Origin of the sequence: Gordonia sp. (in: high G+C Gram-positive bacteria), assembly GCF_020438995.1 — a bacterium.
In the GTDB taxonomy this organism is placed as follows: domain Bacteria; phylum Actinomycetota; class Actinomycetes; order Mycobacteriales; family Mycobacteriaceae; genus Gordonia.
The window spans coordinates 41,194-62,869 of record NZ_JAGQTN010000312.1 but is presented as its reverse complement, the minus strand read 5'-3'; the positions used below and the strand labels follow the sequence as shown (position 1 = coordinate 62,869).

General features: G+C 66.3%; 18 protein-coding genes. 6 read left to right on the top strand and 12 right to left on the bottom strand.

The genetic code is table 11. The annotated features are described in order from the left end of the window. Nucleotides 1–68: 68 nt before the first annotated feature. Nucleotides 69–1,520 carry a Si-specific NAD(P)(+) transhydrogenase gene (sthA, locus tag KDB67_RS21775; protein WP_291020543.1) on the bottom strand — a complete coding sequence of 484 codons (1,452 nt, stop codon included), beginning with the start codon at nt 1,518–1,520 and terminating at the stop codon, nt 69–71. A 294-nt stretch (nt 1,521–1,814) separates the two neighbouring features. Here sthA and KDB67_RS21770 point away from each other — a divergent pair, with 294 nt between their 5' ends. Beyond that, nucleotides 1,815–1,949, top strand: a complete 135-nt coding sequence (locus KDB67_RS21770; protein ID WP_291020541.1) for a hypothetical protein — start codon at nt 1,815–1,817, stop codon at nt 1,947–1,949. 25 nt (nt 1,950–1,974) lie between these two features. Here the strand turns inward: KDB67_RS21770 and KDB67_RS21765 are convergent, their stop codons facing one another. The 3 genes from KDB67_RS21765 to KDB67_RS21755 form a co-directional block, all read right to left on the bottom strand. Beyond that, nucleotides 1,975–2,790, bottom strand: a complete 816-nt coding sequence (locus KDB67_RS21765) for an Fpg/Nei family DNA glycosylase (RefSeq protein ID WP_291020539.1) — start codon at nt 2,788–2,790, stop codon at nt 1,975–1,977. Nucleotides 2,791–2,812: 22 nt separating this feature from the next. Further along, nucleotides 2,813–3,286 carry a ribose-5-phosphate isomerase gene (locus KDB67_RS21760; RefSeq protein WP_291020538.1) on the bottom strand — a complete coding sequence of 158 codons (474 nt, stop codon included), beginning with the start codon at nt 3,284–3,286 and terminating at the stop codon, nt 2,813–2,815. A 90-nt stretch (nt 3,287–3,376) separates the two neighbouring features. Then, nucleotides 3,377–3,985 (bottom strand): DsbA family protein, encoded by a 609-nt coding sequence (locus KDB67_RS21755; protein WP_291020536.1) that lies wholly within the window; start codon nt 3,983–3,985, stop codon nt 3,377–3,379. A gap of 129 nt (nt 3,986–4,114) precedes the next feature. Here KDB67_RS21755 and pepN point away from each other — a divergent pair, with 129 nt between their 5' ends. Both pepN and KDB67_RS21745 read left to right on the top strand, forming a co-directional pair. Next, entirely contained in the window at nt 4,115–6,688 is a 2,574-nt protein-coding gene (gene pepN / locus KDB67_RS21750) for an aminopeptidase N (RefSeq protein ID WP_291020534.1), read from the top strand. 132 nt (nt 6,689–6,820) lie between these two features. After that, the gene (locus tag KDB67_RS21745) at nt 6,821–7,378 is read left to right on the top strand and encodes a DinB family protein (protein ID WP_291020532.1); all 558 of its coding nucleotides are present in this window, start codon (nt 6,821–6,823) and stop codon (nt 7,376–7,378) included. Between the two features lie 16 nt (nt 7,379–7,394). On the opposite strand, the gene KDB67_RS21740 is transcribed toward KDB67_RS21745, so the two are convergent. Continuing rightward, nucleotides 7,395–8,087: a response regulator gene (locus KDB67_RS21740; protein ID WP_291020531.1), complete on the bottom strand. Its 693-nt coding sequence runs from the start codon at nt 8,085–8,087 to the stop codon at nt 7,395–7,397. Continuing rightward, on the bottom strand, nt 8,084–9,664 hold the full coding sequence (locus KDB67_RS21735; protein ID WP_291020530.1) for an ATP-binding protein: 1,581 nt from the start codon (nt 9,662–9,664) through the stop codon (nt 8,084–8,086). Before KDB67_RS21735 ends, KDB67_RS21740 begins: the two co-directional genes overlap by 4 nt. A 160-nt stretch (nt 9,665–9,824) precedes the next feature. Here KDB67_RS21735 and KDB67_RS21730 point away from each other — a divergent pair, with 160 nt between their 5' ends. After that, nucleotides 9,825–11,234 (top strand): cation:dicarboxylase symporter family transporter, encoded by a 1,410-nt coding sequence (locus KDB67_RS21730; RefSeq protein WP_291020528.1) that lies wholly within the window; start codon nt 9,825–9,827, stop codon nt 11,232–11,234. A gap of 75 nt (nt 11,235–11,309) precedes the next feature. On the opposite strand, the gene KDB67_RS21725 is transcribed toward KDB67_RS21730, so the two are convergent. From KDB67_RS21725 to KDB67_RS21715, 3 genes are all read right to left on the bottom strand, one after another. Next, nucleotides 11,310–11,795, bottom strand: a complete 486-nt coding sequence (locus KDB67_RS21725; protein ID WP_291020527.1) for a DUF5130 domain-containing protein — start codon at nt 11,793–11,795, stop codon at nt 11,310–11,312. Continuing rightward, entirely contained in the window at nt 11,782–12,030 is a 249-nt protein-coding gene (locus tag KDB67_RS21720; RefSeq protein ID WP_291020525.1) for a hypothetical protein, read from the bottom strand. Before KDB67_RS21720 ends, KDB67_RS21725 begins: the two co-directional genes overlap by 14 nt. 122 nt (nt 12,031–12,152) lie before the next feature. Further along, nucleotides 12,153–12,701 carry an HNH endonuclease gene (locus tag KDB67_RS21715; protein ID WP_291020613.1) on the bottom strand — a complete coding sequence of 183 codons (549 nt, stop codon included), beginning with the start codon at nt 12,699–12,701 and terminating at the stop codon, nt 12,153–12,155. Nucleotides 12,702–12,933: 232 nt separating this feature from the next. Here KDB67_RS21715 and KDB67_RS21710 point away from each other — a divergent pair, with 232 nt between their 5' ends. After that, nucleotides 12,934–13,359 carry a globin gene (locus KDB67_RS21710; RefSeq protein WP_291020611.1) on the top strand — a complete coding sequence of 142 codons (426 nt, stop codon included), beginning with the start codon at nt 12,934–12,936 and terminating at the stop codon, nt 13,357–13,359. A gap of 113 nt (nt 13,360–13,472) precedes the next feature. Further along, nucleotides 13,473–15,623, top strand: a complete 2,151-nt coding sequence (locus tag KDB67_RS21705) for an alpha-amylase family glycosyl hydrolase (protein WP_291020523.1) — start codon at nt 13,473–13,475, stop codon at nt 15,621–15,623. 31 nt (nt 15,624–15,654) lie between these two features. On the opposite strand, the gene KDB67_RS21700 is transcribed toward KDB67_RS21705, so the two are convergent. From KDB67_RS21700 to KDB67_RS21690, 3 genes are all read right to left on the bottom strand, one after another. Continuing rightward, the gene (locus KDB67_RS21700; protein WP_291020521.1) at nt 15,655–16,359 is read right to left on the bottom strand and encodes a hypothetical protein; all 705 of its coding nucleotides are present in this window, start codon (nt 16,357–16,359) and stop codon (nt 15,655–15,657) included. Next, the gene (locus KDB67_RS21695; protein ID WP_291020519.1) at nt 16,356–16,820 is read right to left on the bottom strand and encodes a thioesterase family protein; all 465 of its coding nucleotides are present in this window, start codon (nt 16,818–16,820) and stop codon (nt 16,356–16,358) included. Before KDB67_RS21695 ends, KDB67_RS21700 begins: the two co-directional genes overlap by 4 nt. 94 nt (nt 16,821–16,914) lie before the next feature. Next, nucleotides 16,915–21,648 carry an NAD-glutamate dehydrogenase gene (locus KDB67_RS21690; RefSeq protein WP_291020609.1) on the bottom strand — a complete coding sequence of 1,578 codons (4,734 nt, stop codon included), beginning with the start codon at nt 21,646–21,648 and terminating at the stop codon, nt 16,915–16,917. Nucleotides 21,649–21,676: the final 28 nt, after the last annotated feature.

The following is a 21,676-nucleotide window of genomic DNA, read 5'->3' as shown; positions in this document are numbered from 1 at the left end:
CGGGCTCTATGCGTATCGGAACATCGACCGGCATCAGGCCGGCCACACACAGTCAGGGCAGCAGCAAGTCAGGGCAGGGGGCTCTCCCCAGCATCGAGTTCTCCGACGAGCCCTCGTGTCCGGACCCGCTCGATGGCCCGCATCTTGTTCACGGCGTCGAGCGCGGCCACCTTGTAGCCCTCGGCAAGCGTCGGATAGTTGAACACCGCGTCGACCAGATAGTCGATGGTGCCGCCCAGACCCATCACCGTCTGCCCGATGTGCACGAGTTCGGCGGCGTTGCTGCCGAAGGCATGTACACCGAGCAGGGTCCGTTCCTCCGCGTGTACGAGAAGTTTGAGCAGGCCGTACGAGTCGCCCATGATCGCACCGCGCGCCAGTTCCCGGTACCGTGCCACGCCGACTTCGAAAGGCACATTCGACGCGGTGAGCTGGTCCTCGGTGCGGCCCACGAAACTGAGTTCCGGGATGGCGTAGATCCCGATCGGCTGCAGGTCGTCGTCCACGACGCCGACAGGTTCACCGAAGGCGTGGTAGGCCGCCCGCCTGCCCTGCTCCATGGAGGTGGCGGCCAGGGCCGGAAAGCCGATGACATCGCCCACCGCGTAGATGTGCCCGACCTCGGTGCGGTAGTGCTCGTCGACCTTGAGCCGACCACGCGAGTCGGCGGTCAGGCCCGCCGCCTCGACGTTCAGCTCGTCACTGACGCCCTGTCGGCCGGCCGAGTACAGCACGGTGTCCGCCGGGATCACCTTTCCCGATTCGAGAATCGTGAGCGTACCCGAGGGATGGCGTTCGACGGTCCTGACCGACTCCCCGAACCGGAAGGTGACTCCGCGGTCACGTAGCTGATACTGCAGCGATTCCACGATCTCCCGGTCGCAGAAGTCCAGCATCGCCGGCCGCTTCTCGATCACCGTCACCTTGCTGCCCAGGGCGGCGAACATCGACGCGTACTCGATCCCGATGACACCGGCGCCGACCACCACCATCGACGACGGCACACGGCTCAGACCCAGGATCTGATCGGAGTCGACGACGGTCTCGCTGTCGAAATCGACACTCGGCGGCCGCGCCGGACGTGTTCCCACCGCGATGACGAAGTGATCGCCGCGGACGCGTTTCAGGTCACCGGTCGCGTCCTCGACGGTGATCTCGTTGGGCCCGACGAAGGATGCGCTGCCGACGAACATCGTGACGGAGTTGCGGGCGAGCTGATGCTGGATGACGTCGATCTCCCGGGACACGACGTGATCGGTGCGCGCTGCCAGGTCGGTCACGGTGATATCTGATTTGAGCCGGTACGAATCCCCGTACAGCTCACGCTGATTGAGGCCCGTCAGATAGAGAACGGCCTCCCGCAACGTTTTCGAGGGAATGGTGCCGGTGTTGATGCAGACGCCGCCCATCATGTGTTTTCGTTCGACGATAGCCGCACGCTTTCCGAGCTTGGCCGCGGCGATCGCCGCCTTCTGCCCTGCCGGGCCCGACCCGATCACTACCACGTCAAATTGATCCACTATGGTCTACTCCGCCTCACCGATGGGACTTGTGTCCCGACGATCCTATGGTCAGGACGTAGGTCCGACGTGTCCGTAAGGAAAATTTCGTTCGACGTCCGTGAACAGATTCGTATATTTCGTCATTCTCCGGCTGTGTGAGCACCGTGACTCCTACAACACATTCTGGCTCGGCAGTACCCTTGGACACTTTCGGGATACGTGTGGCCCGACGGTGCGTTTACACATATGTAACGTTTAAACAACCTCGGCCGGAGCATGCGGCGGCCGAGAAATCGCAAGGAGAATATCGTCATGGCTTTCGCACGTATCCGTGCTCGTTTCCAGTCCGCGGGCTACCGCAACCTCTACAGCAAGATCGCGCGGATCCCCAGCCAGTCGCAGCGCGATGAACTGCTCATCATGGCCCAGCGCGCCGAAGCCCGCTGACCTCCGCATTCATATCCGGACCCGCTCACTGCTGACATGCCGGGCACCAGAACAGGTTCCGCCCGTCGAGGACACCATGCGCAATGGTGGTTCCGCAGATCCGGCAGTCCTCGCCGGACCGTCTGTATACGTAGGTGCGCGGCCGGTCCGGCGCGTACGACGGTGCACCATGATCGTCGGCGGGACGCATCACATGAATCCGGCCTTTCCGGACCCCCACCCGCATCAATGACACGAGATCGGCCCAGAGTGCGTCGAACTCGTCTCGCGTGATGCGGGTGCCCTGCGTATACGGGTCGATACCGGCCCGAAAAAGGACCTCGGCCCGGTAGACGTTCCCGACTCCGGCGATCACCTTCTGATCCATGAGCAGTGCTCCGATGGGACGAGTGGACTTGGTGATCGCGCGCAATGCCCGCTCGGGCTCGGCGTCACGGCGCAGCGGATCCGGTCCGAGCCGGGCGATCAGCGCGTCCAGATCGGCCGGCGTATAGATCTGGCAAGCCGTCGGCCCGCGCAGGTCCACTCCGATGTCGGCGGCTTCGATCCGCATCCGCACCTGGCCTACCGGCGGTGCCATCGGCGACGCCTGCTCGCTGAATGCCCCGTACAGGCCGAGGTGGACGTGGATCAGTCGTTCACCGCGTTGCGTCCGGGCGGTCTGCCGGTACCGCTGGATCAGGTGCTTTCCCCAGGCCTCGGCTGTGTAGAAGACCATTCCGTCGACAAGTGCGGCGCCCTCGGCGAAACGTCCTTGGGGGCTGGTCACCGCAACCGTCTTGCCTCCGAGCAGCTTGCGCTGCCGGTTGGCCAGACGGTGCAGTGTATGACCTTCGGGCATCGGGAGTGACCCGGTGCGACCGTCAGGCCTGCGGAACTTCCGGTGCCTGCCCGGTTCGCTCGTACTCGGCAAGGATGTCGATGCGACGCTGGTGCCGCGGCTCGTCCGACCAGGGCGTCGCGACGAAGGCGTCGACGATCGCGAACGCCTCCTCGACCGAATGCATCCGCCCGCCGAGGCCGATCAATTGTGCGTTGTTGTGCTGACGGGCCAGTTGCGCGGTCTCCACACTCCAGGCCAGGGCGCAGCGCGCGCCGGGAACCTTGTTGGCCGCGATCTGCTCACCGTTGCCGCTGCCGCCGAGCACGATGCCCAGACTGCCCGGATCGGCGACGGTCCTGGCGGCGGCGTCGATACAGAATGCGGGGTAGTCGTCGAGGGCGTCGTAGACGTGGGCCCCACAGTCGATGACCTCGTGGCCGGCGGCCTTGAGGTGGTCGGCGATCTGGTTCTTGAGTTCGAATCCGGCATGGTCGGCACCGAGGTAGACACGCATGGGGTCGACTATAGAGCGCCACCACCGCCCGGCCGAAAACGTCTCCTCCACCTCGGTGGGCACCGGGGTGGAGGAGACGACAGCGCGAACTCAGTCGAACTCGGGCGACTCGTGGCGGCTTCGCTTGAGCTCGAAGAAGTGCGGGTACGACGAGAGCGCGACAGCACCGTCCCACACCACGCCGGCGGTCTCGCCGCGCGGAATCCGCGACAGCACCGGCCCGAAGAACGCGACCCCGTTGATGTGGATGGTCGGCGTGCCCACGTCGTCGCCCACCTTGTCCATGCCTTCGTGGTGGCTGGTGCGGATCGTCTCGTCGAACTCGGTTCCGTCAGCCGCACCGGCGAGCGCCGGATCGAGGTCGAGGGCGGCCAGAGACTCGGCGATGACAACGTCGAAGTCCTTGTTACCCTCGTTGTGCAGGCGCGTGCCCAGCTCTGCGTACAGCGGGGCGAGGATCTCGTCACCGCGCTCTGCGGCGGCAGCGGCGAGCACCCGGACCGGACGCCACGCGTTCTTGAGTGCCTCGCGGTACTCATCGGGGATGTCCTTACCCTCGTTGAGCACGGCCAGGCTCATGATGTGGAAGTTCACGTCGATCGGCCGCACCTTCTCGGCCTCCAGGATCCACCGCGAGGTGATCCAGCACCAGGGACAGAGGGGATCGAACCAGAAGTCCACACGATCTCGTGACGACATTGACGCGGTGTCCTTTCGACGCTGCTGTATCCAACGGAACGGTTCAACCCCGACCAACGCCACGTGATTCCGCGCCGGGCGAAATCCAATGCCCAACCGGCACCGGACACGGACACTAAGCTGGCCAGGGTGACCGCTCCCAATCTGACCAGAGACCAGGCCCGCGCCCGCGCGGCGATCATCGATGTCGCCCACTACGCCATCGACCTCGACCTCACCGACGGCTCCGGTGCGCCGGGCGAGAAGACGTTCGCCTCCACCACCACCGTGCGTTTCACCGCGACCGCGGGTGCGAGCACCTTCATCGATCTCGTGGCCCCTGAGCTGGTGTCGGCGACACTCAACGGCGCCCCCGTCGACGTGAGCGGGTTCGACGAATCGGTGGGACTGACGCTGAACGATCTGGCCGCCGAGAACGAGCTGACCGTCGTCGCCAACTGCGCCTACTCCAACACCGGCGAGGGACTGCATCGCTTCGTCGACCCCACCGACAACGCCGTGTACCTGTATTCGCAGTTCGAGACCGCCGATGCCAAGCGTATGTTCGCGTGCTTCGATCAGCCCGACCTGAAGGCCACGTACTCGGTGACGGTCCTCGCTCCGGCCGACTGGAAGGTGATCTCGAACGGGGCCACCGTCGAAGTCGCCGACGGTAAGCACGTCTTCGCCGAGACCGCTCCGATGAGCACCTACCTGGTGGCCCTCATCGCCGGCCCGTACGCCGAATGGACGGACACCTACACCGACGAGCACGGCAGCATCCCGCTGGGCATCTACTGCCGCGGCTCGCTGGCCGAGTTCATGGACGCAGACCGGCTGTTCACCGAGACCAAGCAGGGTTTCGCCTTCTACCACAAGAACTTCGGCATTCCGTACGCCTTCGGCAAGTACGATCAACTGTTCGTTCCCGAATTCAATGCGGGCGCGATGGAGAACGCGGGCGCTGTCACTTTCCTGGAGGACTACGTCTTCCGGTCTCGTGTCACCAAAGCCCTGTACGAGCGCCGTGCCGAGACCGTCCTGCACGAGATGGCGCACATGTGGTTCGGCGACCTGGTCACCATGGACTGGTGGGATGACCTGTGGCTCAACGAGTCCTTCGCCACCTTCGCCTCCGTCCTGTGCCAGGCCGAGGCCACCGAGTACAAGAGTGCGTGGACCACCTTCGCCAACGTCGAGAAGTCGTGGGCGTACCGGCAGGATCAGCTGCCCTCGACGCATCCGGTGGCCGCCGACATCCCCGATATCGCCGCGGTGGAGGTCAACTTCGACGGCATCACCTACGCCAAGGGCGCGTCGGTACTCAAGCAACTCGTCGCCTACGTGGGTCTCGAGCCGTTCCTGGCCGGATTGCGCGACTACTTCGACGCCCACAAGTTCGGAAACGCCACTTTCTCGAATCTTCTTGCGGCACTGGAACATTCGTCTGGACGAGATCTGTCGGACTGGGGCAGTCAGTGGCTGCGGACCACCGGTATCAACGTGATCCGCCCCGATTTCGACGTCGACGCGGAGGGGAAGTTCACGCGTTTCGCCGTCGTGCAGGAGGGCGCGCAGCCCGGTGCGGGTGAGACCCGCGTGCACCGGCTGCGGGTGGGCATCTACGACGACAACGGCTCGGGCAAACTCGAACAGACCCACAGTGTCGAACTCGACGTGGAAGGTGCGACCACCGAGGTGCCCGGTCTCGTCGGGATCTCGCGCGGCGCTCTGGTCCTTCTCAACGACGGCGACCTGACCTACGCGTCGGTGCGCCTGGATCCCGAATCGCTGGCGACGGCCACCTCACGGGTCGCCGACATCGCGGACTCGATGCCGCGCACGCTGATCTGGTCGGCGGCGTGGGAGATGACCCGCCAGGCCGAGATGAAGGCTCGCGACTTCGTGGCGCTGGTGTCGGCGGGTATCGCCGCCGAATCGGAAATCGGTGTGGTGCAGCGGGTTCTGTTGCAAACCACCACCGCCCTCGACTCGTACGCCGATCCCTCGTGGGCGGATGCGACGGGCTGGCCGGAGTTCTCCGCCCGCGTGCTGGAACTGGCCCAGGCATCCGACGCCGGCTCCGACCATCAGCTCGCCTTCGTCAACACGCTGCTCGCAGGACGCCTGAACGACGACCAGATCCCGCTCGTCCGTGGACTTCTCGACGGTGACGACCCCGGCACGCACGGCTTGGCCAAGCTGAAGGTCGACACCGATCTGCGGTGGAAGCTGGTGCGCGCCTTGGCGACCGCCGGTGCGATCGACCCCGACCCGGAGTCCACGCCGGTCATCGACGCCGAGGAGCAGCGCGACAACACCGCCGCCGGCACCCGTCAGGCCGCGGCCGCCCGCGCATCGCGTCCGCTGCCGGAAGCCAAGGCGCACACGTGGACTCAGGCCACTGAGAACGACGCTCTGGCCAACATCTACACCCGCACCCTGATCGAGGGCTTCGCCCGTTCGGGTCAGGGCGGACTGCTCGGCGAGTACGTCGCCAAGTACTTCGCCGCCATCCCCGACATCTGGGAGCGTCGCTCCAGCGAGGTCGCCCAGACCGTCGTCCTGGGTCTATACCCGAGTTGGGCGATCAACGACGAAGCCATCGCCGCCGCCGACGCTTTCCTCACCGGAGAACACCCGTCGGCGCTGCGCCGGCTGATCTCCGAGGGCCGCGACGGCGTCGCCCGTTCCCTACGCAACCAGGCCTTCGACGCGAGCTGAGCCTCCGAGGTCTCGGCGATCGAGGTATATCACCCCGATCGCCGAGACTGCCAGGTAACACGGACCGAAGGTGTCCGCTATGGGTCGTAGCGTCGGAGAGGTCATGGACCGAACCGACGAAACGAGAATCCGATGGGCCTCTATACCGCAGTCACCGTCCCCGATGTCACCGGAGAAAAGCGCGAGCTGCTGACCATCCTCACCGATCAGCGCAACCTGTTCCGGATCACCGTGCGCAACCTGACCGAGGAACAAGCACGACAACGCACCACTGTCAGTACTTTGACGCTCGGCGGTCTCGTCAAGCATCTGGCCTCGGGCACCCGGGGCAGCACCGAGCAAATCATCGGGCGCGACGAGAACGCCGCGATCGACATGGCGGCACTCGCCCACGACTACGACCTGCTCCCCGACGAGACCTTCGAGGGTGCTCTGGCCGAGTTCGACGCCGCGGTAGAGGCTTTCGATGCGGCTGTCGTCGGCGTGAGCAGCCTGGACGAGATGATTCCGCTGCCGACGGCACCGTGGGCACCGGAGCGGGAATGGTCGACGGTACGCACCATCGTGCTCAACAAGATCCGCGAGTACGCCCACCACAGTGGGCACGCCGACATCATCCGCGAAGCACTCGACGGCCAGTCCACGATGGGCGCGATCTCCGAAGGACAGGACTGGGCTGACCAGTTCTGAACGGGGACAATCGAAGTCAGCGCCGCCAACGGTAGCGGATCTGAGGCCGGCCGGTGTTGCCGTATTCGGTAATCCGGGCGACGGTGCCGTCGTCGGCGAGCCGTTCGAGGTAGCGCCACGCTGTGACTCGTGAACTACCCACGGCCACAGCGACTTCCGATGCGGTGAGGCCGTCGTCGGAGTCGCGGACGGCGCGGCCCACAGCGTCCTCGGTGCCGGGTGCGGCACCCTTGCGGGCGGTACTGCGGCCGTCGGCGGTGCGCAACACCGCCAGGGCCCGGTCCACGTCCCGCTGGCTGACCGCGTCCATCCCGGAGCCGAGTGCGTCGCGATAGCGCAGATACTGCTGGATCTTCTCCTGGAAACCCGCGAACGTGAACGGTTTCAGCAGGTACAGCAGCACCCCGTGCGACATCGCGCTGCGCACACTGGCGAGGTCTCGCTGGGCGGTGATCGCGATGATGTCCGGGCCGGGCCGGACACCCGACAGGGCTGCCGCGAGGTCGATTCCGCTGGCGTCGGGCAGCCCGAGATCGAGCAGGGTCAGCGCGATCGGGGTACAGGCGCGAGCGGCCTCCGACGCCGTGCGCATCGCCTGCTGCGCCGTCGTGACAGCCGCGATCACCTCGAATCCGCCTATCCTGTCAAGGTATTCGCGGTGTGCGGCGGCGATCAGCGGGTCGTCCTCCACGATCATGACCCGGATCATCGTGCGCCTCCGGACCCCGTGGCCGCTGCCATCGTCGGCGCCGGTATCACGACGCTGACCACCGATCCGTAGGTGTTCTCGGCACGCAGTTCACCGTCGTGTGCGGCAACCACCTGCACTACCAGCGCCAGACCGAGGCCCCGGCCCCGGGCGTCGCCGCCGGACTTGGTGGAGAATCCCCGCTGTCGGGCCGCCACGAAGGTCTCCGGATCCATTCCGGGGCCGCTGTCGGCCACGACGATCGTCACCCCCGACCGGTCTCCGGCGACCGACACCTCCACCCAGGGATCGTCCGGATCGGCGGCGTCGAGCGCGTTGTCGACGAGGTTGCCCACCACCGTGACCATGTCACGCGGCGACAACACCGCGGTCGCGGAATCGTCGAGTTGCGAATCCTCGGTCAAGGTCAGGGCGATGCCACGCTCGGCGGCCTGTGCGCTCTTGCCCAGCAGAAGCGCCACCAGCGCAGGTTCGCTCACCGCCTCTGTCATGGTGTCGATCAGATGCTGGGACAGTTCCAGTTCGGTGGTCGCCATCCGCGATGCGTCGCCGGCCCGCCCCATCTCGATCATCGCGACAATGGTGTGCATCCGGTTGGCCGACTCGTGCGCCTGCGACCTCAGAGCCTCGGCGAACCGCGTCATCGAGTCGAGTTCACCCATCGCCTCGGACAGTTCGGTGCGGTCGCGGACGGTCACCACCGCGGAGGCATGCGTACCGGGCACCTGGGCCCGGTTCACCAGAAGTATCCGGCCTCGATGGGCGACCAGTTCGTCGTCGAGGATCAGTCCGTTCTCCCTCAGAAACTCCGGCGCGTCGGTCAGGTCCGGTTCCGGCTCACCGAGCAGCCGCCGCGCCTCGTCGTTACTGAGCACTATTCGCCCGTCCTCGATCACCACCAGGCCCTCGTGCACCGCGTGCAGCACCGCGTCGTGGTGCTCGTACATGATCCGCAGGTCGCGGGGTGCCAGACCGCCCGTCGCCCGCAGCAGCCGCCGCCTGATCAACGCCAGCCCCGCGACCGCTGCCAGGAGCGCCGCCAGCGCCACCGCGACGATCAGCGGAAGCTGCGAACGCCACCCTTGAGCGAGGGTCTGCTGCGTGATTCCGACGGCCACCATACCGACGACCGTCCCATCGTCGCCGTGCACCGGGGCGATGGTACGGATGGAGGGGCCCAGTGTTCCGGTGTAGGTCTCGGTGTAGATAAGCCCGGCCAACGCCTGCGCTGTGCTCCCGAGGTACTTCTCACCGATTCTGTCGGGGTTGGTGTGGGTGAACCGGGTGCCGTCCGGACCCATGATCGTGATGAACGCGACCCCGCTCTTACGGCGGATGCGTTCGGTGATCTCCTGCAGGATCGCCGACGGCCGCGCAGCCGACAATGCCTCGGCAGTGGCCGGCATCTCCGCCACACTCACGGCGATGGCAGTGACCTCTTTGCGGGCCATGCTGTCGGCATCGGAACGCGCATCGACGACGGCCAGCGTGCCCGCCCCCACGACGATCACGATCACCCCGAGCAGTACGAGCGCGACCGACTGGCCGGCCAGCGTCCGCGGTATCAGCCTGCGCACACAGCCCCTTTCCCGTCGCTGTTAATGCGAAGTGAACGAAATGAACAGAACCGTGACCCGAGTCACGGACATCCCCCACAATTCATACCGTCACATACGTCGGAGCGTGCGGTGTCACACCAGAAACCACAGCAGCGGAACCACAGAGGAAAGGCAGCACATGACGTTCAGATCGGATAACGAGGAATCCGTGCCCGCACCGTCACCCGAACGGATCGTCACCAAACGCGACCGGACGCACTGGCTGTATCTGGCGGTCATCGCGGCCGTCGTCGGCGGTGTGATCGTCGGGCTGGCGGCACCGGGGGTCGGCAAGGACATCGCCTTCCTGGGCACCATGTTCGTGGACCTGATCAAGATGATGATCGCCCCGGTCATCTTCTGCACCATCGTGCTGGGCATCGGGTCGGTGCGCCAGGCGGCCACCGTCGGCAAGGTCGGCGGGCTCGCGTTCGTGTACTTCCTGGCGATGTCCACGCTCGCGCTGGCCATCGGGCTCGTCGTGGGCAACCTGATCAAACCCGGCTCGGGCCTGGACATCGAGTCGGACCCCGGCAAGGGCGCCGAACTGGCCGACAAGGCACATGAGTCCGGCGGGACGATCGAGTTCATCCAGAGCATCATTCCCACGTCGATGTTCTCCGCGCTCACCGAGGGCAGCGTGCTGCAGGCCCTGTTCGTGGCCCTGCTGGTGGGTTTCGCGATCCAGGGCATGGGCCGCGTCGGCGAACCGATCCTCAACTCGATCGCCTACCTGCAGAAGCTGGTGTTCAAGGTGCTTACGATGATCCTGTGGGTCGCGCCGATCGGTGCGTTCGGCGCGATCGCCGGTGTCGTCGGCCAGACCGGCTGGAAGGCCGTCGGACAGTTGCTGATGCTGATGCTCGGCTTCTACATCACCTGCCTGATCTTCGTCTTCGGTGTGCTCGGCGTCATCCTGCGGACCTTCACCGGGGTGTCCATCTTCAAGCTGGTGCGCTATCTGGCCCGCGAGTACCTGCTGATCTTCGCGACCTCGTCGTCGGAGTCGGCGCTCCCCCGCCTGATCGCCAAGATGGAACACGTCGGGGTCAGCCAGTCGACGGTGGGTGTGGTTGTGCCCACCGGCTATTCGTTCAACCTCGACGGAACGGCCATCTACCTGACGATGGCATCGATCTTCATCGCCGACGCCATGGGCGATCCGCTGTCCATCGGCGAGCAGATCGGTCTGCTGGTGTTCATGATCATCGCGTCCAAGGGCGCGGCCGGGGTGAGCGGCGCGGGTCTGGCCACCCTCGCCGGCGGACTGCAAGCGCACCGCCCCGAGATGCTCGACGGTGTCGGTCTGATCGTCGGCATCGACCGATTCATGTCCGAGGCCCGCGCGGTGACCAACTTCTCCGGCAACGCCGTCGCCACCATCCTGATCGGCACCTGGACCTCGACGATCGACAAGGCCCGTGTCGACGACGTGCTCAGCGGCCGCAATCCGTTCAACGAGGCGGACATGCTCGACGAGGACCAACTGCACCTGCCTGCCGGCGAGGACGAGCAGTCGGCACCGCGGGACGCGACGGCCAAGTCCTGACGCCCACCCCGAACAGCAGATCGGCCGCTCACCCCGCGAGGGTGAGCGGCCGATCTGCTGAGTTATGCCGGTACGTCAGGAACCCGCGGCCGCGGTGGCCATCACGTGCAGCGCCGCGACCAATCCATCGATCAGGTTGCCCTGCCGAATGCTGGTGATCGCCGCGGACACACCGAGCTGGGCGACTCGGTCGTTGACGCGGTCGGCGACATCCTTACCGGACACGACGACGACGTCCTTGGTGTTGGGCGAGACCGCGATGAGCGCACCGTTGTACGGCTCGGGAGCCTTCCCGAGGATGGCCTTGGCGTCGGCGACCGCGTCGGCGCCCAAGTCACCGATGAACACCGAGAATCGCACGTGCGCGACCTCGCTGGATTCCTTCAGCGCGTCGTCGAGAGCGATCAGGTCGTCGTGGCTGAACGGCGGTGTGGTGGGCGCGTCACCCGGGAACCGGGTGGCCGACACCCGGCCGCTGTTGGTGACGACCGTTCCCATCGGCAGTGCGCTCGATGCGGTCGCCAGATCGCCCGCGTTATGGGCTACGTCACCACTTGCCACTTGCCGTACCTCCGTTTACGTCGTCGGACTCCGCGTGCCGCTCGGCCGTCATCGGCGCGATATCGGTGGCGCTGAACAGCAGCGGCTTGTGCGTCCACTTCTGGTCAAGGGTGTAGATCTGCACCTTGGGGTACTTCAGCCCGCCGGAGAACGTCATCGACACCACGCACGCCACTACAGACAGCACGACGAGGATTGTGATGGGCACTCCGATTGGGACGATCAGGTCTTCCATGTCACCCTTCCGATCAGTGTGGTGCACCTATTGGTGATCAATTTAGACCACCCGGCCGCCCGGCGGGCACTTACCCCTACGCAGTGTCGTAGACCGCGATGTCGGCGCCGCCTTCCGCACCCTCAGGCGGCACCGGCGTCGATGTACTGGACCCAGTCGGGATCGATGACCTTGACGGTTGCGAGCAGCCGCCAATGCCGGCCCTTGGGCGCGGCCGGCGCCACGCGCAGGGTCCAGCCGAGTTCGCTGAGCAGCTTGTCGGCCTTGCGATGGTTACAGTTCGCACAGCACGCCACGCAGTTCTCCCAGCTGTGCCCACCACCGCGGCTGCGCGGCATGATGTGGTCGATGGTGGTGGCCTTCGTCCCGCAGTACCCGCACCGGAACTGGTCACGATGCATGAGCGCGGCCCGGGTCAGCGGAACCGACGCCCGGTACGGAACCCGGACATAGGTACGCAACCGGATCACGGTGGGAACCGGCATCGCCATGCCGGCCGAGTGAACGCTGTTACCGGCGGCGTCGGCATGCACCACGTCGGCGCGATCACGCAGCACCAGCACGATCGCCCGCCTGATGGTGACGGCCGTGAGCGGCTCGAAGGTGGCGTTGAGCAGCAGGACCCGTCGCCTGCTCCAGAACGGTGCACCGCGGCCGCTCTCATCGGGCATAGCGCGGATCTCTCCGGCACCGGGCAGCACGGTCACACGTGCCCGCGTGCCGGTCTCGCGCTCGGCACCGCCTCGCGGGCTGTGGTGCGCGTGTCGCGTCATGGTGCCTCCCAGGTCAAGATCCTGACGTGACCAGTTGACCACGGTTGTGCACCGGACGCACGGGAAATAATCTCGCCACCGCCGGTCGATCGGCGGGTGTTGTTTGATGCTGTGCCCGTCGGCCGCGACAATGGTCCATGTGAGTTCCGACAGCCCCGGGCCGGCACCGGCCCAGCAGACCTTCTACGACGCGGTGGGCGGCAGCGACACATTCGACCGCATCGCCGCACGCTTCTACGAGGAAGTCGCGCGTGACGAGGTTCTGCGACCGATGTATCCCGAGGAAGATCTCGGCCCCGCGCAACAGCGACTGCGCATGTTTCTCGAACAGTATTGGGGAGGTCCCCGCACGTACTCCGATCAGCGCGGCCATCCGCGTCTGAGAATGCGCCACAACCCCTACCGGATCGGCCCGATCGAGAAGGACGCCTGGTTGCGGTGCATGCACACGGCGATCTCCTCGATCGAGGATTCGACCCTCGATGCCGCCCACCGGCAGGCATTGACCGAGTACGTGGAGATGGCCGCGCAGATGATGGTCAACTCGACGTTCTGAGTTCCACACGGCCGAGATTCCTGACACTTTGTCCGGAGATTGTCACGACACGAACGCAACCGAACCCGAGGTAGGTTTAGGACCGGCGACGCAATTAGGGCAAAATTACGATGGTGAGCGACCAGACATCCCCTGACGCCCCGGCCGGACCCCCGTTCGACCCCTCCGACGAAACTCCGGCTACGGGCACCGGCGGTGACGCGGCGCCGGACGAGACCGGCGAACCCGAGCAGGAGGACGCGGCGGGTCAGGACGACGTCGAGCACACCGAGGCCACCACGAGCGCCGAGCCGGCCGACGACCCGGACAGCGCCGAAGACCCTGAGGCCCCGGACGACCCCGAGGACCCGGCCGTGGTCGACGAGGCCCAAAACGACGATGCCGAACTCGCGGAAGATGCCGAACCTGCGGAAACGGCGGAAACGGCGGAAACGACCGATTCTGAGGAAGCGGTCGAGCCCGGGGAACACGTCGAGGACCACGCCGAGGACGAGCCCGAGGAACACGCCGAGGAGGAACACGCCGAGGACGTCGAGCCGGCTACTGCACCCTCTCTCGAGGCCGCGACACCCGCGCCAGAGCCCGAGGCGCCCTCCCCGAAGCCTCCTGTCTCCCCGAAGCCTCCTGTCGCCCCGTCCGATGCCACGCAGCTCGATACTTCGGACACCACGTGGTGGCGCAATGCGATCTTTTATCAGATCTATCCGCGGTCGTTCTCCGATGCCAACGGCGACGGCGTCGGCGATCTCGTCGGCGTCATCAGCAGGCTTGGATACCTGGAACTGCTGGGTGTGGACGCCATCTGGCTGAGCCCGATCATGTGCTCCCCCATGGCCGATCACGGATACGACGTGTCCGATCCCCGCGATATCGACCCGGTTTTCGGCAGCATCGCGTTGTTCGACAACCTGATCGCCGAGGCACACGCCCGTGACATCCGGGTGACCATGGACCTGGTACCCAATCACACCAGCGATCAGCACGAATGGTTCCGGGCAGCGCTGGCCGCGGGTCCGGGAAGCCCCGAGCGGGCGCGCTACATCTTCCGCGACGGGCGCGGCGAAGGCGGCGACGAACCACCCAACAACTGGCTCAGCGTGTTCGGTGGCCCCGCCTGGCACCGCGTCACCGAGGCCGACGGCTCGCCGGGCCAGTGGTACATGCACATCTTCGCCCCCGAACAGCCCGACCTGAACTGGGAGAATCCGGAGGTTTTCGACGACCTGGAGAAGACCCTGCGGTTCTGGCTCGACCGCGGCGTCGACGGTTTCCGGATCGACGTGGCGCACGGCATGGCCAAGCCCGAGGATCTGCCCGACATGGATCTGGATGCCACTCGCCTGCTGGAGAACAACGACGACGATCCGCGCTTCAACAACTATGCGGTGCACGCGATCCACCGCAAGATCCGCCGGGTGATGGACGACTATCCGGGTGCGGCCAACGTGGGTGAGATCTGGGTCGAGGACAACGAGCGATTCGCCGAGTACCTGCGGCCCGACGAACTGCATCTGGGGTTCAATTTCCGGCTCGCCAAGGCCGAATTCACAGCGGAGTCGGTCCGGGCGGCGATCGAGAACTCGCTGGAGGCGGTGCTGAGCGTCAACGGCGTCCCGACGTGGACCCTGTCCAATCACGATGTCGACAGGGAGGTCAGCCGCTACACACCAGACACCACAGATCCCGACGGGGCCGATCCGGAGGTGGCGCTCGCCGACGGCATTCTGGCCGCCCGGGCGATGGCGCTGGTCGAGTTGGCGTTGCCGGGATCGATCTTCATCTATAACGGTGCCGAGCTCGGACTGCCGAACGCCGACCTCCCGGACGAAGCCCTGCAGGATCCTGTGTGGGAACGATCGGGCCACACCGAACGGGGCCGCGACAACTGCCGGGTGCCGATCCCGTGGGAAGGCACCGAACCTCCCTATGGTTTCAGTGCCGCCGCCGACACGTGGCTGCCGATGCCGGATTCGTGGGCCCCGTTCACGGTGGAAACGCAGCTCGAAGATGCGGGATCTACGCTGTCGCTGTACCGCAGGGCGATCGAGTTGCGTTATACCCGTAAGGAATTCACGGGTTCGACGGTCGAATGGTATGGCGCCCCGGACGGCTGCCTGGCGTTCCGCCGGTCCGAGGGCCATCTGATCTGCGCACTCAACACCACCGACCAACCGGTGGAGTTGCCGCCGGGTACGGTGCTGCTGTCGAGCTACCCACTCACCGACGGTCTGCTACCGGCGAGATCTGCGGCCTGGCTCGTGTGATCCCGCGACGTGCCGGCAGAGGACGCAGCCGTCACAGAGCGGTGACGGTCAGATCCCGAGTGCGGCGCTGGTAGACCGACCCGTAGCGGGCGTCGATCCGGATCCAGGCCGGCGACGCCCGCACCCGCACCGGCTCGTCGTCGGCGATCCTGGTCAGTTCCGAGGTATCGGTGACCTCGCGGCCGTCGGCGTCACGGATGAATCCCATGGCGGTCAGCGCGAAGACCGATCGCAGGATGATAGCCACCGGCTGTCGTCCGTCGAGTGCTGAAGCCTCGAGGACGACCTGGTCGAGCAGCCCTGTCGCGGGCCCGTGCGCGCTGCCCTCGGTACGGGCCAGCTTGGCTCCACTGCGGGCGAGTTCGACCACCGACCGGGCGGGCACGTCGTCGACGTGGACGTAGCCGGACGCCGGTGGCAGCGCCCCCTTCCAGGCACTTGCGAACGTGAAGCCGGGATCGACCCGGGTACCGGCGTCGGCCACCGCCAGCACCGTGCGCAGTTGTTCGGCGTCGCAGACGATGTCGGCCGGCGCCGAGCCCCCGACGATCGACCGCGTGGCGAGCACGTCGAAACCGGTGTGGGTCCACAGGCCGAGCCGTCCGTCGGGTCGCCCCTGTAACCGGATCACGGCGGCCTCATTCATCCTGGCTGCTCGCGCGACGAACGCCAGCGCATCGGCGCGGTCGGAGGCACTCGCCGCCTGTACCCAGCGTTCGGCGCCGTGTCCGATCATCTCGCGAACTCGAGCAGGTACGCCTTCTCCTCCGGAGTGAGCCGGCGCAGACGCTGGGTATCTACGTCGAAAGCGACCAGCTGTGTGGAGGCCACGATCGCCGGCTTGGAATCTGGTGCCCCGCCCTTGGGGCGAACCTCGTATCCAACGGTGAAGTCGACGGCCCGCACCTGCTGAGTGAACATCGTCACCTCAAGCGGCCCCTCGTCGTGCCGGAGCTGCATCTGGTACTTCACGTGCAGGTCGGCGACCACACAACCCGAGCGCAGCGTCACCGTGGGCCGGCCGTCGTAGAACAACCACGGGATGCGCGCCTCTTCCAGCAGGGTGACCATCCGGGCGTGATTGATGTGCTGGTAGACGTCCATGTCCGACCAGCGCACCGGCACCTTCACCAGGTAGCCGTGCTCTGTCTTGGTGCCCTCGTCCTCCACAACCTGCACGTGCGGTCCTCTCGTCACGATCGTCGCCTGCGGTGTACCGGTGACCGGCACATTCCCATGCCACCCTACGTGCAGGTCGCGGCGGCGTGGCGAGGCGCGTACACCCCCACGCTCAGCGCAGCAGGCTACGCAGCTGACGAGTGGCCACCGACAGCGTCGCGAGATCGAGTGTTCCCGACTCCTCGATCTCGACGAGCATCGACCGCACCCGCGCCAGCCGGGACGATTGTGAGTGCGACCACTCGTTGATCATATCGGCGGGCGACTCCCCCGGTGCACCGTGCTCGAGGACCTGCTGGGTGACCGCCCGCAGCGTGGCGTGCATGTCGTCACGTAATGCCAAGCGCGCCAGGGCATGCCAGCGGTCTCCGTGGTCGAGTTCGCTGACCGCGGTGAGCAGTCGCTCGATGCCGAAGTGTTCCATGACCGCGAAGTAGAGCGCGCCGACCTCGGCGACAGGCTTTTCAGAGATCTCGGCCGCGTCGATGATGTCGAGCAGGCAGAAGCGATGCAGACTGATCGCGGCTTGATGCGCGATCTCCTCGGGCACCCCGGCGTCGCGATAGGCCGCGGTGCGCTCGTCCACGTCACGGGCAGAACTCGCCCCGAACCAGCCGGGCAGAAGCGGCGAGAGCTGGGCGACCCGCGTTGCGTACCGGGTGATCTCGGATGCGACGGCCAGTGGCTGGGGACGCCCGGCCAGCAACCAGCGCGATGCCCGGAACATCAGGCGCCGCGTGTAGCTCAGCATCTCGTCGACGGTCTTCACGTCAACCGGCGCCGCGGAGATGCTGTCGAACACCTCCCGCATCCCGAACACCTTGTTGACCACCACGAAGGCGCGCACACCGTCTTCGGCGCCCACCGCCGCACCTTCTGTCAGCCGGAACAGGTGGGTGACCCCGACATGTGCGACCACTTCGTTGACCAGGGTGGTGGCCACGATCTCCCGCCGCAGCCGGTGTGTGCGGAGTTCGTCGGCGTAGGCGCTGCGTAGCGGTTCGGGAAAGTACCGGGCCAGGCGGTCGTCGAAGACGTCGTTGTCGACGAGGTCACCGGCCAGCAGGTCCGACTTGGCGAGCAGTTTCACGTGGGCCATCATCGTTGCCAGTTCGGGTGAGGTCAGTGCACGCCCGGTCTCACCGTGAACTCGTTTGCGCAGGGCCGCAGCTGTGGGCAGGGACTCCAGGCGCAGGTCGACGCCGCGTTCGGCGAGTGAGGCGAGCATACGTGCGTGCACCTCCACGCGCTCGAGCGCGTAGGCGCGGGAGAAGCCGAGTTCGGCGTTCTGCGCGATGTTGTCGGCCAGCACGAGTTCGGCCACCTCGTCGGTCATCGAGCTCAGCAACGAGTCACGTTGTCCGGCTGGAAGTTTGCCCGATCCGACGGCGGTGTCGAGCAGGACCTTGATGTTGACTTCGTGGTCGGAGCAGTCGACTCCGGCTGAATTGTCCATGGCGTCGGTGTTGATGCGGCCGCCGGCGAGGTCGAACTCGATGCGGCCGAGTTCGGTGACGCCCAGGTTTCCACCTTCGCCGACGACGGTGGCGCGGACCTCGTTGCCGTCGACCCGGATGCTGTCGTTGGCCTTGTCACCGACCTCGGGATTGGATTCGGTCGACGCCTTGATGTACGTGCCGATGCCGCCGTTCCACAGCAGATCCACCGGTGCGAGCAGGATCGCCCGCATAAGTTCGGGCGGCGACAGGACGTCGACGGCCGGGTCGATGCCGAGCGCGGTCGCCATCTGCGGGCTGATCGGTATGGCCTTCTGGTCACGCGGCCACACCCCGCCGCCCTCACCGATCAGCGCCAGGTCGTACTCCGCCCATGATGACCGGGGCAGATCGAACAACCGCTTGCGTTCGATGAATGACTGTGCCGCATCGGGATTTGGGTCGACGAAGATGTGCCGATGATCGAAGGCGGCCACCAGCCGGATGTGCCCGGACAGCAGCATCCCGTTACCGAACACGTCACCGCTCATGTCACCGACCCCGACGACAGTGAAATCCTGTGTCTGGGTGTCGATTCCGATCTCGCGGAAATGCCGTTTGACCGATTCCCACGCGCCGCGGGCCGTGATGCCCATCGCCTTGTGGTCGTAGCCGGCCGAACCGCCCGAGGCGAATGCGTCGCCGAGCCAGAAACCGTATTGCGCGGCAACACCATTGGCGATGTCGGAGAACGCGGCGGTGCCCTTGTCTGCGGCCACTACCAGATAGGTGTCGTCACCGTCGCGGCGCACGACCGATCGCGCGGGCACCACCGCGCCGGTCGCCGTGTCGATGTTGTCGGTGACATCGAGCAGTCCCGAGATGAACTGCCGGTAGCATTTCACGCCCTCCTCGCGCAGGGCGTCCCGGTCTGCGGCGGCGTCTCCGGTGGGCACCGGCGGCCGTTTGAGCACGAAGCCGCCTTTGGCTCCCAGCGGCACGATCACCGCATTCTTCACCGATTGTGCCTTGACCAGCCCGAGGATCTCGGTACGGAAGTCCTCCCGGCGATCGGACCAGCGCAGCCCGCCGCGGGCCACCGCACCGAAGCGCAGGTGCACGCCCTCCACGCGTGGCGAGTACACGAAGATCTCGTGCACGGGCCGAGGTTCGGGGGCCTGCGGAATGTTCTGCGTGTCGAGTTTGAACGACATCACCGCGCCCGGCACCAACCGGTCGGTGACGTACACATTGGTGCGGACCACCGCCAGCATGGTCGCGGCGAAGGCGGAGACGATCCGGTCGGCGTCGAGTCCGATGACCGCACCGATGTCACGGCGCAGCCCGGCCACCGCGTCGCCGCGGCGCCCGTCGTCGGCCATAGCCGGATCGAACGATGCCTCGAAGACCGACACCAGCCCCAGGGTGACGGCCCGCTCATCTCCCAGGACGGTTGCCGAATGCGCTGTGCTGTAACCGAATCCGATCTGCCTCAGGTACCGGTAGCAGGCACGCAAGATGGCCACAGCCCGCCAGTCCAGTCCGCACCGCACGATGAGCGCGTTGAAGGCGTCCACCTCGGCCTCGCCCTGCCACAGAGCCCGGAACGCGTCGGTGAACCGTAGGGTCAGGCCGGCCTCGTCGCTGTCGGGATCGATGGTGATCCCCGGCGCGAGGCTCACCCCGAACTCGTAGGCCCAGCACCGCACGCCGTCGTGCCGGTCGAGTCCGTACGGGTGTTCGTCGAGTACGGCGACGCCGAGGCTTTGCAGCACCGGAAGGACATCCGTCAGACTCACCGACTTCCCGCACAGGTACAGCGTGAAAGTCCATCGTGCCGAGTCGGCGGCGCACCGGCGCATGGTCACCGTCATCCCGCCGGGTTCCAGGCCCACGACATGCGCGAGGTCGACAACCGCATCCTCCGGAGTGCGGCTTTCCTTGTAGTCCTCAGACAGCGCCGAAACCAACGCGAGCAACGTGTCCGCGCCGTCGTCCGCCCCCAAGGTCGCCGACGGCACCCGCAGCAATTCGGCCACCGCCGCCGGCGCCGCCTCCCGCACCCGGTCGTCCCAACTGCGGATACGGTCGCGCAGGGCTTGCTGGATCTCGGCATGGGCGGTCGAACCGGGTTCGAGAGAACCGAGTCCGGCGATCGCCTCGTCATCGACCCGGACCAGCAATTGCAGCAGCGCCAGCGGCAGTTCGCTGACGCGCGCGGTGTATTCGAGGTCGGTGGCCTGCAACCGGGTGGCGATCTCGTCCTGCAGACTCAGCCGTGACGCCGTCGTATACCTGTCCCGCGGTAGGTACACCAGCACCGAGGCGGTACGCGCGCCCGGCGTGGCCCGGACGAACCACCGCAGCGAACGCGAATCCACCGCGTCGAGCATCTCCTCGCTGCGGCGCGCCAGGTCGGCGGCGCTGAGCCAGAACAATTCCACCAGTGGGTAATTCTGCAACAGTTCGATGATCGATTGCCCCGCATACGAATCGGCGTCCACGCCGGCGACGCTCAGGACGTCGTCGACCTTGGGGCCGATCACCGGGATGTCGAGGATCGACTGATGTCGGCCCCAGGTGGTGAAGTTGCCGAGGAACCGGTGTTCGCCGGCGGGGGCACCGTCGGGCGTGAACACCGGAACCTGAAGTAGCACAGGGTATGCCGAACGCTGAATACCGGTACGCAGGTACACCCGGGAGATCACCGGTGTCCGCGATGCAGCGGCGTGACCGGGTGCAGCGATTCCGTCTGCACGCCAGACGCCGAGCCGGTCGCCGACGCCCTCGGCGCCGGCCGGGGCGAATTCATGGCCCAGCAACGTAAGCTGCGGGCCCGCAAACCATTTCAGCAGACGCACGTATTCGTCGCGTTCGGCCGCGTCGATCGGTGCGTTCGCGAATCCGTCGGCGCAGTCGGTCAGCGTGGTCCGCGTCTGTTCGAAATCCCGGTGGACGTCGGCGACCCGGGCAATCACCGGGATCAGTCCGTCGCGGAATCCGGATGCGTCGATACCCGTCTTGGCGGCCAGTGCCCGCACGTAGATCCACGACTCGCTGATGGCCGATGGCCCCTCACCGACCTCGGTCAGTACGCCGGCGTCGTCGCGGACGACCGGCATCACCGGGTGATCGATGCCGTCGACCGTCAGCGCCCACGACTCCACGGTCGCCAGGACCGCCTCCACCAGCAGCGGCATATCGTCGGCCACGATGACGATCTCCAGGTTGCCTGACGCGGTGGAGGTCACCTCCACCGTCGTCGTACCCGGTTCTCTGCGTCCGGCGACCTCGATATGCCTGCGCACACGGTCGTGGGCGGCCGGGTCGCCCGCAGGCCCCGTTCCTCCCGGCTCACCTGTTCGCACACCGAGATATCTCGGCACAACCTGGTCCACATCCACCGTCATCTGCGGCACGGATACCACCCTCACCGGC